Origin of the sequence: Bradyrhizobium sp. LA2.1 (assembly GCF_040547725.1) — a bacterium.
Classification (GTDB): domain Bacteria; phylum Pseudomonadota; class Alphaproteobacteria; order Rhizobiales; family Xanthobacteraceae; genus Bradyrhizobium; species Bradyrhizobium barranii.
Genome location: NZ_JBEPQI010000003.1, coordinates 446,135 through 460,790 on the forward strand (window position 1 = coordinate 446,135; position 14,656 = coordinate 460,790).

The 14,656-nt window shown below is 61.6% G+C and carries 9 protein-coding genes; 3 read left to right on the forward strand and 6 right to left on the reverse strand.

The genetic code is table 11. The features are described from left to right. Window positions 1–479: 479 nt before the first annotated feature. Entirely contained in the window at window positions 480–1,646 is a 1,167-nt protein-coding gene (locus ABIB95_RS07535) for a glycosyltransferase (RefSeq protein WP_346016152.1), read from the reverse strand. 10 nt (window positions 1,647–1,656) lie between these two features. Beyond that, window positions 1,657–3,441 carry an asparagine synthase (glutamine-hydrolyzing) gene (gene asnB / locus ABIB95_RS07540; RefSeq protein ID WP_354238401.1) on the reverse strand — a complete coding sequence of 595 codons (1,785 nt, stop codon included), beginning with the start codon at window positions 3,439–3,441 and terminating at the stop codon, window positions 1,657–1,659. A gap of 510 nt (window positions 3,442–3,951) precedes the next feature. Here asnB and ABIB95_RS07545 point away from each other — a divergent pair. Continuing rightward, the gene (locus ABIB95_RS07545; RefSeq protein ID WP_354238403.1) at window positions 3,952–4,929 is read left to right on the forward strand and encodes a hypothetical protein; all 978 of its coding nucleotides are present in this window, start codon (window positions 3,952–3,954) and stop codon (window positions 4,927–4,929) included. Window positions 4,930–5,015: 86 nt separating this feature from the next. Beyond that, window positions 5,016–6,362 carry an MBOAT family O-acyltransferase gene (locus ABIB95_RS07550; RefSeq protein ID WP_354238405.1) on the forward strand — a complete coding sequence of 449 codons (1,347 nt, stop codon included), beginning with the start codon at window positions 5,016–5,018 and terminating at the stop codon, window positions 6,360–6,362. 100 nt (window positions 6,363–6,462) lie between these two features. On the opposite strand, the gene ABIB95_RS07555 is transcribed toward ABIB95_RS07550, so the two are convergent. The 4 genes from ABIB95_RS07555 to ABIB95_RS07570 all read right to left on the reverse strand — a co-directional run bounded on the left by ABIB95_RS07555 (window position 6,463) and on the right by ABIB95_RS07570 (window position 12,524). After that, the gene (locus ABIB95_RS07555; RefSeq protein WP_354238407.1) at window positions 6,463–8,232 is read right to left on the reverse strand and encodes a carbamoyltransferase family protein; all 1,770 of its coding nucleotides are present in this window, start codon (window positions 8,230–8,232) and stop codon (window positions 6,463–6,465) included. A 159-nt stretch (window positions 8,233–8,391) separates the two neighbouring features. Beyond that, entirely contained in the window at window positions 8,392–10,584 is a 2,193-nt protein-coding gene (locus tag ABIB95_RS07560; RefSeq protein ID WP_354238409.1) for a glycosyl hydrolase family 28-related protein, read from the reverse strand. 45 nt (window positions 10,585–10,629) lie between these two features. After that, entirely contained in the window at window positions 10,630–11,544 is a 915-nt protein-coding gene (locus ABIB95_RS07565; protein ID WP_085402769.1) for a glycosyltransferase family 2 protein, read from the reverse strand. Window positions 11,545–11,594: 50 nt separating this feature from the next. After that, a complete protein-coding gene (locus ABIB95_RS07570) occupies window positions 11,595–12,524 on the reverse strand; it encodes a peptidylprolyl isomerase (protein ID WP_354238411.1) in 930 nt (309 codons plus the stop codon). A 548-nt stretch (window positions 12,525–13,072) separates the two neighbouring features. On the opposite strand from ABIB95_RS07570, the gene ABIB95_RS07575 reads away from it, so the two are divergent. Continuing rightward, entirely contained in the window at window positions 13,073–14,575 is a 1,503-nt protein-coding gene (locus ABIB95_RS07575) for a substrate-binding domain-containing protein (RefSeq protein ID WP_071915583.1), read from the forward strand. Window positions 14,576–14,656: the final 81 nt, after the last annotated feature.

Sequence of the window (14,656 nt, forward strand, 5' to 3'; positions counted from 1 at the left end):
AGCCCGCCGAGCCGGTTACGGGTTCGGTCGTGGCGCCTGCAGGCCGGAGCGTGTCTTGGGGGTGAAGCCGAGTCCGAGATGATCCTGGATAGGATCGATCTCAGCGAGCATCCTCCTGCGTATTGTTATGTCTGATATCATTTCTTGTGTGACGTTATCGTAATAACGATACGACAAGTAACAGGGGGCGGCGTGGCGCGGCAATCCCGGGAATTGGATCGATCGGTGCAACACACGGCGATCGGAAGCCTGGCTCAGCGCGGGCGGCAAATCCAGATCGGGCCGGGGCGCGGATCGCGGCGGCGAAGTCGGGCGTCGCAGGTGTTGCGAGGCGGCACCGTCACTGCCGGCTACGGCGTTTCGGCAATCTGGATCACGCGTTCCAGATGACGAAAGATCGCGACATGCCAGGGCGGGTCATCGGCAACTTCAGACGTCGATCCGGCCGCCTGAACCGCACCAGATACCGGGTTCTCTCGTCACGAGCGCGGAGAGGCCTGCACCGCACGCACGACATCGATCAATGCCGTCGCCATCCGGTCAACACTGAACCGATCCGCGAACAGATCGTGGGTTCGTCGGCCCATGGCTGCCCGGTCTTCCGGAGACATGGCCAGCCATGCGCGCAGGTTCTTGAGTGTGCCCGCCAGCGAATCTTCGGCGACAAGACCTGCGCCGGCCGCTTGAACCTCGCGCCATATATTGACCTTGTCGGAAATCAGCACGGACAGGCCGCAACCCAGGGCCTCGGCGACCGAGATGCCGAAGTTCTCTTGATGGGAGGGCAGCACGAAGGCCTCGCTGCTGTGGAACGCGCCCCATTTGGCGTCGCCCTGCAACATGCCGGGCCATGAGATGCGATCGGCCACGCCCAAGGCGCGGGTCCGGGCCTTGAGCTGACCGACCCAGCCGGTCTGGTCCGGCCCGGCCATCAGCAGATGCAGGCGAGGCTCCTCGGCCGCCACGTGGGCGAATGCCTCGACAAGCAGATCGCAGCCCTTCTTGGCGTGCAGCCGCCCGAGAAAGAGCAAGACCCGCTTGCCGCGCAACTCGGGATGGGCGGCAAGGAAAGCCTCTCGTAGCGGGGGCGCGTCCTGCGGCGGCAATCGCGTGCCGTAGGACACCACGACCTCCTGCGCCCGGTAGGGCCAAAACGAGCGGCGCGCAAGCAACCGCTCATCCTCGCTCGTGAACAGCACAGCCGCAGCGTCGCGCAGAACCCGGTATTCGGCCCAGGGCCAGTAGAGGCACTTCTTCAGATGTTTGAGCGGATAGTTCTGCTTGAACCACGGATCAAGCATGCCGTGCGTGAACACGACGTAGGGCTGCCTCAGCTCGCGCATGACCTGCCAAACGGCAAAGCTGTGGTACTGCCAGATACCGTTCACAATGACTGCGTCATAACCGCCGGCGTGGGCGCGCAACCATGGCTGGAGCGACGTCGAGAAATGATAGCCGCCACGCGGCGGCCCGAGTGCATGCACGGGTAACGGAAAGGATTCCAGATGAGGCGCCCTGGGATCATCCAGACACGCTACTTCGACCTGGTGACCCATCTCCAACAGTCGCAAGCCACGCTGGCGCACGCCCTCGATGGGCCCGCCATTGCTGGGATCGGCGGAGGAAATGACGTGAAGCAGCCTCACTGGTGCCTCCTCAGGCTGCGGCAAAATGTCGATACAGCGTCATCGCCCAGTCGCGATGCCGCGTGACGCCGCTGCTCGCGCCCGGATTGAGCCATTGATGGATCGGCACCGCAAAGCCGGTCTTGGGCCGGTTCAGCACGCCTTCCGGCAATTCGGGCGCGACGCGCCTGACGATGGTGCGCTTTTCGCTGTTCGCGTCGAAATCCGGAAGCTCCACGAAGTGTTGCAGCAGTTGCAGATCGACCAGGGGCACGCGTATCTCGAGCGAATGCGCCATACCCGCCCAGTCGGCGTCGCGCAGCAACTGGTTGCGCATGTACCACTGCATCTCGAGAGCGGAGACCGCCAGCCGGTCGCTCTCCAGGCCCTCGGTACTGGCATCGAGGCGGTTCATAGTCGCGAGCTCCTCCAGGCCATCTCTGGCCATGGCCGGGTCCATCAGCTGCGCGAGCTCCCACGGCATGTGGAGTGCTCGCCGCAACAGATATGCCCCCGACAGGCTGTGGCCGTATTCGACGAGTCCCGCATATTTGGGCGACGGCAGTGCGGAGGCGAAAGGTTGGGCCAGATGCCGCAGCAGTAGCCCGGTTCGTTCGCCGACCGGTGCGCGCCGCATCAGGCTCACCAGGCGCGGTACCTGCCGGAAGCTCGGGTAAGAGCCGAACAGCTCGTCGCCGCCGAGCCCCGAGATCGCAACTTTCAGGCCTTGCGCGGCCGCGGCCTTGGAGACGAACCAGACGTTGATGCCGTCGATCGAGGGTTGATCCATCGCGTCGATCAGGTGCTGCCGGTCGCACTCGAAGTCGCGGGCTGAAATCCGATGCAGCGCATGTTTTGCGTGGAGCAGGCCGGCGACCTCGTCGGCCAGTCCGGCCTCGTCGTTGGGGCCGTCGGCATACTCGTTGAAGCCCAGGGTCAGCGTGCGCAACTCGCCGGCGCTCGCCGCACAGGCCGCGAGCATGGTTGAATCCAACCCCGCCGAAAGGAAGACGCCAACAGGCACGTCCGCCACCATGTGCGCGGCGACGCTGTCCCTGACCGCTGCGGCGATCTGATCGAGCGCGTCGTCGGTGCGAGCGCCGGAGGCCGTGGGCAGGCGACCCAACGCATCCACGATGCTTGCAAACCGGACCGGACGTCCGGCGCCCGCGGCGCTGAAGCGCTGCCAGTGCCCAGGCGGCAACGCGCGGATGCCGCGGTACAGGGTGTATGGCTCGGGTACTGACCCCCACAGCAGGAAGCCGGCGTGGCCCGCCGGTTCGGGCCTCCGGTCCACCGGGGCTTGCAGCAACGGCTTGACCTGGGACGCGAAGCGAACGGTGGCGCCGTCGTCGGCCACGTACAGAGGCTTGATGCCGAACGGGTCCCGGGCCAGCAGCAACTCGCGCCGACCAGCGTCCCAGAGTGCGAAGGCATACATGCCGCGAAGGTCGGAGAACATCTCTTCGCCGCGCTGGGCGTAGAGCTTGAGCAACACTTCGGTGTCCGATTGAGTTCGCGTCGCAACGCCGTCGTGGTGCAACCGGGCGCGCAACTGCTGGTGATTGTAGATCTCGCCGTTGAAGCAGATCCAATTGCCGGTTTCGGGGTCAAGCATGGGCTGCGCGCCGCCCTCGCTCAGATCGATGATGGCCAGGCGGCGATGTCCGAAGCCGACGCGCCCGTCGGCGGCCATCCACAGGCCGGCGCCGTCCGGACCGCGCGCGAGCATCGCGTCACGCACGCGCAGCAGCTCGGCTTTGTCGATGGGGGCCGCCTCGGCACGGTATGCGAAGGCGCCAGCAATTCCACACATGGTTCAGCTTTCGGTCAGCGAGGGACGTTGTCATGCACGATGATAATTGTGCGACGGTGCGTTACGGCGCCTTGAATCGTCCTCCCTGCGCAGGCCCTCGCGCAATGTGACGGGGAAGCCCGGACCAGCGGCCGGTTTATCTACTCAATGTTACCGTCTTCGGCAATGCGCTGCACGTATCGAGTGCTGCGATCTCGATATCGTCAAACTGTAATGTTCGTTTGATAGGACCTCGGCTGAAACATAACAGAATGATAACAGGGCTGCATGTTCTCCGCTCCCGAACGCACCACGCCGGCGCACGCGCGCTTGCAGTTCGGGCACGGCGAACGGCCCGTCACCACCGCCGGCACCCGATCATCCCAATGCTCTGTCCCGTGAGTTCCGTCGGATATGTACAAGCCTCGCCGGCGCCAACTCTCTGACCGGATTTCACTGGGCTCAGAGATATCGGAACGAGCTACAGCCACGGTCGGCTCGCCTCTGCCATCTCCGGAGGCCGCATCGGCCGTGAATGCAGAAGAGCCGGCCGCGATCGCCGCGCCGTGGTTCAAATCCGTCGTCGTCTTCGGGCTGTTGTTCGGCGCGGTCTGGCTCTCGCTGTACACCGCCTACGCTATGCTGCCTTTTATCAGGCCGGGCTCGGTCGTCATTGCGTACGCAAAATTGGATACGCTTGTGAAGGGCCGGATGTTCGGTCCGCAGGACCGCAATCGGGTGATGGTCTTCGGCAACAGCAAGCTTCTCTCCGCGTTGCGTCCATCCGACTTGGATGCGGCCGTCGGATCCGGCTTCCGATCGTATAACCTTGGGCTGCCCGGCGAAGTTCACTTCCTACCGATTCTGGAAGCCGCGTTGGAAGCCGGCAACGTTCCCACGCACGTGCTGTTGACGATCCCTTGGGACGACAAGGGCGCATCCGATAATATTGCTGATATCCTGCGAAACGATAATTTGTTGGCAAGTACGCTGTTTCCTTTTCGTAATTTGCCCCGTGAAGCAGCGCTGTTCGCTTTTCAGAATCTGGATCGGCTGTCCGACGCGCGCCGCGATGTGGAGATCCAGCGCGCTGCAATGCTCCGCGATCGGGGCTGGTACTTCATCAAATCGCAGAGCCATTACCCGGGCGATCGCCTTCCGGATGACTACGCCCTGCCGACCGATCATCCCACACGTATTGAGCTACGGATGATCCCTGAAAAGTCTCACTCTCGTAGTCACCTCGAACGGCTGGCGAGCCAGTATGGCTTCCAGATCATCATTGTTCCGGGCTTCTTCCGCGCTGGCGAGGCTGCTCCGCTGCCAGCCGCTGACGACGCGAGGTCGATGATGATCTCGGATCGGCCCCTCATTCGGGTGTCTGGGCCGGACTATTTCATGTATCCGCCAGCGCTCTTTGCCGATCCGCAGCACATGAATCCGGCCGGGGCGCGCGCCTACACGGCCGATCTGGCCAAATTGCTGAAGGCCACCGGAGCATTCGACTGATGCTCTTCAACTCTTTCGAATTTCTGGCGTTCTTCGTAACGTTCCTGGTGGTGTTCTTCTCGTTGCCGGGGCGAACCCAGCCGCTGGTGCTGCTGATCGCCAGCTACATATTCTACATGAGCTGGCGCCCTTCCTTCGGACTTCTGCTCGGATTGACGACGATCGTGGACTACACGACCGCACTCATGATGGCGCGGGCTCGGACCGATGGCGGACGCAAGGCGGCGCTGACCGTCGCGCTGTCGATCAATCTGGGCGTACTCGGAACGGTCAAATATCTGGACTTCCTGATTTCGAACGTGCTCGGCGTGGTCGGGCTATTCGGGTATGTGGTGCCGGACTATGCCCTTGGTCTGGTGCTCCCGCTGGGCATTTCGTTCTACACGTTTCAGTCGGTCGGCTATACGCTCGACGTGTACAATCGCAGGGTTGCTGCTGAGCGTGACTTTATCACCTACGCCCAATATGTGAGCTTCTTTCCGCAGCTGATCGCCGGTCCGATCGAGCGCGCGGCGCACATGCTGCCGCAGTTCCGGATCACACATCGGCTTTCCTACAAAAATGTCACCGCCGGCCTGTTGCTCGTCGGCTATGGCCTGTTCAAGAAGATGTGCATCGCCGACGTGGTCGCGTCGGTGGTGAACGGGATCTACGCCAATCCGGCGCAGTATTCCGGCAGTTATCAACTGCTCGCGGCGGTGCTCTTCGCCCTCCAGATCTATTGCGATTTTTCGGGGTACTCGGACATTGCGCGTGGCGTGGCACGCATCATGGGCTTCGACCTCATGATCAATTTCGGGCAACCTTATTTCGCCACCAGCCTGAACGAGTTCTGGCGCCGTTGGCATATCTCCTTGTCGACCTGGTTCCGCGATTATCTGTTCATTCCGCTCGGAGGAAGCCGCGGCAACGAAGGCTCCACCGCGCGCAATCTCATCATCGTATTCGCGGTCAGTGGTATTTGGCACGGCGCAGCGTGGAACTTCGTCGCTTGGGGCACGCTGCATGGGGTCTGCCTGGTTGTCGAACGAGCCTTTATCAGGCTTGCAAAACCGGAAGCGTGGCTCGGCGAGTCGGCTCGTCTGCTGCTCGGTTGGGCCTGGATGCTAGCCGTCGTGCTCGTGGGATGGGTCTTCTTCCGGTCGACGAGCGTCGCCAATGCGATCGTCGCCCTGCGGAGCCTGGGCGACTTCGGTCCCATCTCCTATTTCACCCTGAAGATGCTGGATCTCGCGAGCGGCGAACTGGTGATGCTCGCCGTCTCGCTCGCACTGCTGTTCGTGATCGACTTCCACCTGTCGTTTCGGCCGCAGCGCCTTCGTGATCTGTGGGAGGTGCGCTGGCTGCCAACGGCTGCCGGTGTCGCGCTGGCTTATTACATCGTGCTGTTCGGCATTTTTGGACATGCCGAATTCATCTACTTCCAGTTCTGACCGCGGCCGACGCCCGGCCGCGAAGGTTGGGCGTGAGTATCCTGACCCGAACAACGAAAAGGGGGGCGTCGCAACCGCCCCAATTCACGGCGTCAGCGGCCTACGCGTCCGACAACAGCTTGGCATGCTCGCCTTTCACCACCAGGTACCTGCCAAGGCAGATGGCGTCGAGACCGGTGCGAAGGAAGCAGCTCATGGCCTGTTCGGGTGTGTCGACGATCGGTTCGTTCTCATTGAAGCTGGTATTGAGCACGATCGGTATCCCGGACAGTTCGCCGAAGCTGTGGATCAAGTCGTAGTAGAGCGGATTGGTGTCCCGCGCGATGCTTTGCAGCCGTCCGGTGCCATCGACATGGGTGATGGCGGGAAGTCTCTCGCGCCATTCCGGGCGAAGCTTGACGACATGCATCATGAAGGGACTGAACACATCCTGTTCGAAATAGGTCGATACCGCCGGCTGCAAGATGGTCGGAGCAAAGGGACGGAAGCCCTCCCTTCGCTTGATCTTGGCGTTGATCACATCCTTCATGTTGGCGCGGGTCGGGTCGGCGAGAATGGAGCGATTGCCGAGGGCGCGCGGGCCCCATTCGGATCGCCCCTGGTACCAGCCAACCACCAGCCCGGCGTGCAACAGGGATGCGACCGCCTTCGGAACGTTGCCGGGCGATAGTTCGCGCATGGGAGTTTTGGCCGATTCTGCTGCGCGCCGCATCGTCTCATCCGAGTGAGCCGGCCCCCAATAGGAATGCGTCATATGGAATCGCTCTCGTCCGCCCGCGACATTGTGCCATGTCCACAGTCCCGCACCGAGACACAGACCGTCGTCCGATGAGGCCGGTTGCATATATGCCTGCTGGAAAGGCGTGTCGCGCAGCAGGCGCGCGTTCATGACGCCGTTGAGTGCGCAACCTCCGGCATAAACGACCTGCTTGCTCGGGACCAGATCGTGCAGCTTGTTGAAGCAATGCACCGCTACTTCCTCGAAGCGGACCTGACAGGAGCGGGCGATGTCCTTGTCCCGTTGTGTTAGCTCCTCGCCGCGCTGGCGCGGCGAGCCGAACTTCTCGATCCATTTGTCGGTGAACAAGCGCAGCATTTCCACGTGATTTCGCTCGTCCATCTTTCCGCTTTCGCCGCCGCGGTGCATGCCAAAAAAGCCCTCGGCGAGCTTGAACCAGCCATCGGGCCGCGTTTGAACGAGTTCTCGCATCGTGTCCGCAAAGCGGTCGACGCCGTATGGCGCGAGCCCCATGACCTTGTACTCTTCGCCATATTCGGCGAAGCCGATGAACTGACAGCATGCCGTGTAGAAGAAGCCCAGGCTGTTCGGCAGGTTGACGCGGTCGAGCACGTCGATCCGTGTACCCTCGCAGCGCGCCGCCATCGCGCTGGTGAAATCGCCGCTGCCGTCATAGGAGAAGCCGGCCGTCAGCCCGTCGAACGGCGAGCAGTAGTAGGAGCTCGCAATGTGGGACAGATGATGCTCCACGTTGACGACTTTGGCCTTGACCATGTCCGGGGCCTGCCCGGACGCCTCGGCGACCTGCTCGCTGATGCTCAGCTCGTCCTTGGCCCGCCGGATATGCTCAAGCGCCGCTTTGCCGCCGGTGAGGGGATTGCGCAAGACATACGAGACCTGGGCCGCGCGATTCTGCGACGGATCGCGCGCGACCGCGATGAAATCCAGATCCTTCGACGATATGCCGCCCATGGCAAGAACCGATTGGATCGCCTGCTGCGGGAAGGATGGATCATGCTTGAAGCGTTTGCCGAAGCGCTCCTCAGCCGAAGCTGCGACCACCTTGCCATCGATGATGAGCGCCGCGGAGGCATCGGGATGGTTGAGGTTGAGGCCGAGAATTGCGGTCATCGGTACAGTCTTTCAGGTTGTGAAGCGGCTGCCGGAGAGGAATTCCGTTCGGCCACAGCGGGAGATCGCAGCCAGAGCAGAGGTTTAACTAACAACGGAACTTATCATTACCGTGACTGATCGAGAGGGAGCGCGAGGCGGGGGCGTTAGCTCGTAGCGCTATTTCTGGATACGCCGTTCTTCGACGTTCCTTCGACTGAGCCACCACGCGACGCCGCGATCAATCATCAGACCGACCCGTGATGGTCCCATGGTGTTTCCTTCGACGACCACGTCGCGGACGCCGGGCGAGGTCGCGGCAAAGCCTTTGATTTCGATGTGGGCGTCCTGATCGAGGCGATTGCCTCGAACGATCACCGCCTGCACCATCGGCGGTCGACCCGGAGCCTTTGCGGTCTGGTTCGCCTGGACGAGAATTGAAGCCTCATTGGAGAAAATGCTCCGTTCGGGCCCGGCCCGGTAGACGTTTCCCTCGAGTATGTGATTGTCGAGGATCTGAATCCGCCAGCCGGGCTGGAAACTGTCGTAGGACAGTCCGAAGACGGCAAAGCCGCTGGTCCTGTTGGATCGATTGCCGGAGATGACATGCCCCAGCGCCGTCCCGTACGTCTGCGCGGCGACGCCCGTGTCCTCGAAGTCATTATCGATGATCAGATAGTTTTGCTGTGCCTGGCTGACGGTGATCTCCGAATTCGAGTCCAGCGCCACCTCGAGCGGTCGATCGAGCGTCACCGACAAGTCGGACGGCTTTTTCTCGAAGGCTTTGACCCTGGCGTATTGGCCGGCACCGCGTCCGTTGACCACCATGACGGCGGCGCCGGTCCAGTCCGTGCCGGCCGGATACGGATTGGCTGCATCCAGCAGCGACAACCGATCCGGACCAGCGCTGTTCGCGTGTCCGAAATAGAATCCGCCTGGCCCGTCCGACGTCATGGCTTCCCGATCCCAGCCATAAATGGCCTTGAACGTGTTGCCGCCGACGAAGATGTTCTCGGATGCGCTGACCCATTTTGACAGCGTCGATATTCCTCCGCCAGTTCCCTGGAGATCGGCGGCAGTCACCGTATTGCCTTCAAAGACGACCTGACGCGATCCCACGATCGAGTAGGAGCCATAGCGGCCGTTGGTCAGGATATTGCGGGCCACAATCGCGTTGGTTGCCTTGAAGAGGCGAAGCGAATGTCCGGATCCGAGAATGTCGCAATCGGATACTTCGATCCTGTTTCCGCTCAATCGAATGGTGTCGGGAGATCCATCGGGATAGATCCGACGGAAGTCGTTCATTTGCCGCAGGGTGGCTTCAGCCTCCATGAGACCCCGGAAGGCCGAACCGCGAATGCGGACATGTCGGATGGCGATATCGGCCGCGTCAGGAATCGGGGCGTCGCCGAACTGAAAGCCCCCCGCGATGATGTGCGGGTGATTCGATGCGTAGATTGTGAGGTCTTCGACCGAGAACTGCGACCTTCCCTGTATCAGCGCGGCCGGAAGTGTTGCCAGACTAGGCCAGACCAAATTGACCAGATCGATGCGTTCCCCCTGCAATTTGACGCGAGGTGGAATGACGATCATGTCCGAGATCAGATAGCGCCCGCGCGGGAAGTACACGGTCCCGCCTCCGGCCTGGCTCGCAGCTTCGATGGCGGCCTTGACGGCGCGCGTACAATCAAACCTGCCGTCGCCGTTAGCGCCATATGCCCGTACATCGAAGGATTGCACCGCGTTCGCCTCGGGAGAGCGCACGACGATGCTGCCCACATCGACCCATTCGGCGTCGCCGCCGTCTCCGTTGGAGAGGCGCAGCCGGTAGCGGCCGGGTGAAACCTGATCAGGGATGCGAAACGCACCGCGCCACAGGTCGCCTTTGGTCAGGACGGCTTTCGTCGGTGCATTCCCGGCGTCGGGCAGCATCAACAATTGTGCACGGCTTGCCTGGCGAACGATGTTGCGACCGAACACCTGGAGCCAGCCCGAAGGCGAGACCTCGTCGCCGAGGTTTCCCTGCGTCCAATAGATTGTTGGCAGGTTGATGCGGCCGCTGAGAGTGCCCTGGGGGTGGGTCAGGCTGAAGCGGTAGATCCCGGGCGTGAACTGCTCCGGGATCGTGAATTTAAGGGAGAGGGGATTGGCCTGCAGGATCGGAACGGAGGTTTCCTGTCCGCTCTCGCGGGAGGAGCCGTCGCCAATTCGGGCAACGGTCACAGATGTAATCTTGTCGAGCTCGGCGCCGGTGACGAGCACTGTTTCGTCCGGACCGACGGGATCGTTGAACCAGAACATCGACTGTGCGGTCGCCTCCGCCATCCAAATCAACTGAAACAGGGCAACGATGGCCGCGGCACTACGCGTCATGTACCGTGCCCATCGAAATCATTTTGGCGTTCGAGCGCATGTTGATCAGAGCTCGATGACGAGGCCGGTCAGGCGTCGCAGCTCCGCGCGCATTTCCGCCGGATCCTTCAGATGAGAGATGGCGGCTTCCAGCTCTTCCACCTTTGCGCCGACAAGGAAGCGATACCAGAGACCCTGCAATCCGTGATAGACAAGGCCTTCCTTGCCGTCGAGAAAACCGAGCTGGAAAATCAGGCGAAACAGGAAATAGGCCGGAGCGCTGATTTGATAAGGGATACGGTTGTACAACCGTTCCTTGATCCAGCGCTTGATGGCTGCCTGGCGCGAGCCTTCCTCCGATATCAGATCAACATCGCGCCCGAACAGGCGATGGCGCTCGTTGATCACGTCGATTGCCTCGCGTGTGGCGTATTTGTTGTGCTTGTCGGTGAAGAACGTCAGATCGTTGAGATTGTGATCGGCGAACCCGCCATCGAATGTAACGGTCTGGCCGCCCCACAGAATCATGTGCTCATCCATCCAGCGGTCTTCGATGCGACCGTGGCCGCGGCGCCAGATCCGCAAGAGGAGGAGCGGGTAGCGGCCACCATGGCGAATCCAGCGGCCAAGGAAGATGTGCTTGCGCTTGAGGTTGATTCCGACGACTTCGTTGCTCAGGCGCGGCAGTTCGTCGCGAATTCTGGCGCCCAGATCGGCTTCGATGATTTCGTCGGCATCGAGCCGCATGATCCACGAGGCGGTGATCGGGGCATTCTCGAGCGCCCACTGAAACTGCTTCGCGTAATTGACGAACCGGTTCTGCAATACGGTCGCGCCTTGAGCGCGCGCCAGCTCGACCGTTCGATCGCTTGAGAAGCTGTCGACAACAAAAACCTCGGTTGCAATCTTGGCAACCGAGGCGAGAGCCCGCAAGATGTGGCGCTCTTCGTTGTGCGTCAGGATGATGACGGCAAGACCCATAGCTTACTCACTGCCGGGATATCGCGGGATTGGCAGGCAGGGCAGGGGCGCTACCTGACTTTGGCGCCTTCCTTGTCTGCCTTATGAATCTGGTCCATGCGCTCGATCTTCGCCTCGGCGCGCACCTTATCCACGAGCTCGATCTGCGCTGCAGAGGCGACCATCGCGGCCAGGCGATCACGGATCTTGTCGTAGTCGGCCGGCTTACGTGGACGCGTATCCTCGAGCTTGAGGATATGCCAGCCAACTGCAGTCTTGAACGGCTGCGAAACCTCGCCCTTTTTCAGCTTGATCGCCACGTCGGCGTATTCCTTGCCCATTTCGCCGCGCTGCCGCCAATCGTAGTCGCCGCCCCTTGCTTTGGTGACGGGGTCCTCGGACGCGTCGGCGACGACGGCCGTGAAGTCCTCGCCCTTGTTGATCCGATCCATCGCCGCCTTGGCTTTTTGTTCGGCCGCCTTGACTGCGGCATCGTCCGCGGGCGGAGCGATCATGAAGACAAGGTGGCGCAGATGCAGTTCGGGCTCGGTTGTCACCCCATTGAGCACGACCTCCTGATACGCCTTGCGCATGGCCTCCTCGCTCACCGCCTGCTGACCTACGACATTCAGAAGATGGTTGGTGAGGCCCTGATTGCGCGCGAAAATGGCGCGGCGCTGAAGATCGGCCGGGTCTTCTATGTGTCGATCGGTCGCCACCTTTGCGAGCAGCACGGCGTCGGTCACCATCTTCAGGAGGGTTTCGCGCCTCTCGATGGGGTCCTGAACAAGCAGATTTCGACCGATGACTTCGTCCGCCAGTTCCAGATCGCTCTCATGGATCGGGCTTCCGTTGACGACGGCGACAACAGGATCGGCCGACGGCGATTGGCCAAATGCCGGTGCTCCGGCGCCGAGCATGACGGTCAGCCAGACGGTAGCTAAGCCGGCGCGTGCCGTCATTGCACGGTAAGGCATGCGGAAACCGGGCAGAGCGTTCATTTCGTAGATCCTTCTTGCTTGCTGGTCTTATCCGCGCAGCACTCACACGATGGCGAACGATATGGTTGTGATACGAGGCATCATGTGCGGCGCGGCCGGATTGCCGGGGTGCTTTTTAACGATGCGACATTAACGGTGATGTGATGTCGACAAGACAGGTCTGTGAAAGCACGCAGGCATTTGCTCACAGCACGTCGTAAGGAGATGATCGTCGAAATAGGGCGGGTCGATTGCGCCGCGGATGTTCGCGCTTCAAGCTTCGGGATACGTGCGAGAAGTCCGATCCGACGGCGTCCACATATTTTACGATTGGCATTTGATGCGTGGATAACATTTGGCGAGGGCGAGAATTCCATGCTTCTGCTCGTGAAATCCTGAGCTTGTTGTCAGGTCGGCACGAAGATCGATCTCATTGTAGATGAGCTGAGTATCATAATTCACAAAACAACAATCAAAGTCTCACATACCGCCGATAGCGTCCGCCTCGCTCCGGGGCCCGGCTGCTGATCGTAGCAGGCTTGGGGTATCCAAACAGGGAGACTGAGGTTATGCGAAACTTGAAGACTTTACTCTTGGGATCGGTTGCGTTCGCTGCGATGGGCGTTGCTTCCGAGTCTGCTCAGGCGCAGTCGGTTGCGTTTGGCGCGGGCGCGACGTTCCCGCAGGTTGTCTATCGGCAGTTGATGGACTGCATCTACACCCAGGCGCAGGGCAGCCCCGGCAAGCCGGGTCCGATGGCCAAGGCTGCGAGCTGCGGTAGCTTCAACACCAGCGGCATCGGCGGCGCGATTCTCTATGCCGGTACCGGTTCGGGCAACGGCAAGACCGTGCTGCGCACCAACGACAAGACCCAGATCGGAACGCCTTCCTCTTCCGCTCCCGCCTACACCAGCAGCAACTTCGGCATCAACAACATCTCCGACTATGATGGCGTGCAGTTCATCGGCAGCGACGACGTCGTCAACGCCGCCGACATGACCGCCTGGAACACGGGCGGCGCCAGCAGCGCGCAGTCGAAGTTCGGCAATCTCATCCAGATTCCGGCGGTCATCGGCGCCGTTGCGTTTGGATTGAACGGCAAGGATGGTGCCGGCGCTACCCTGAACATTCTGCCGGCGACCCCGGCTGGCGGCAGCAGCGGCCTCAACCTGTCGCGTAACGCGTTCTGCGGCATCGCGTCGGGCCACATCACCAAGTGGAACAACGCGATCCTGACCACGCTCAACGGTGGCACGCTCGGCACCGGCAACATCACCTTCGTGCATCGTCAGGACGGCAGCGGCACCACCTTCCTGCTCTCCAACGCGCTGGTTGAGCAGTGCCGTTATGAGTTCGGACCGAACAGCGAAAGCGATGCGACCGTCGTGTCGTACGCTTTCCCCTGGACCGATCGTTCGCAGGCCTGCACCACTCCGCTGCTCGCGCGCGGTGCGAACCAGCTGAACTGGCCGGATCAGTTCCCGACCGACCAGTGCGGCAACGCCGTGACCAGCCCCGGCACGTTCGCCAACGCCTCGGGCAGCGGCGCCCTCGTCACCCTCGTCACCTCGACGAACGGTGCGATCGGCTACGCCTCCCAGGACTTCTGGCTGCCCGTCAAGGCCGGTGGCCTGAAGACCGCCAACCTCCAGTCGCAGTGGGACATCACCGGCGCGACCGGCAAGTTCCAGCCGCCGACCTTCCAGGGTGCGCAGAAGGCGATGGCGACCGCCATCCCGCAGTTCGACAGCGTCAGCCGTGCGAACCCGCTGACCTGGAGCTTGCAGGGTGTCAATCCGAATCCGGTGGTTTCCGGTTCGTATCCGATCTCCGGCTTCTCCTGGTTCGAAATCTACCAGTGCTATCAGACGCACGCGAACAGCAACAACGCGTTCATCTGGTTCAAGACCTTCCTCGACTACGTCTACGGCAGCGGCTCGAACGCCATCATGAACGACAACGGCTTCGCTCAGGTTCCGGCGGTGTGGCAGGGCGAAATCTACACGCTCCTCAACGACCCGACCAACGGTCTGAACGCCAGCGGCTGCACCGGCAAGGTCGGCGCTTACTGATCGCTATCGGGTCTCAGCCTGATCGACGATCGACAACACTTTGCACCCGGCTCGCGCCGGGTGCATTTTTTTGAAGCGCGC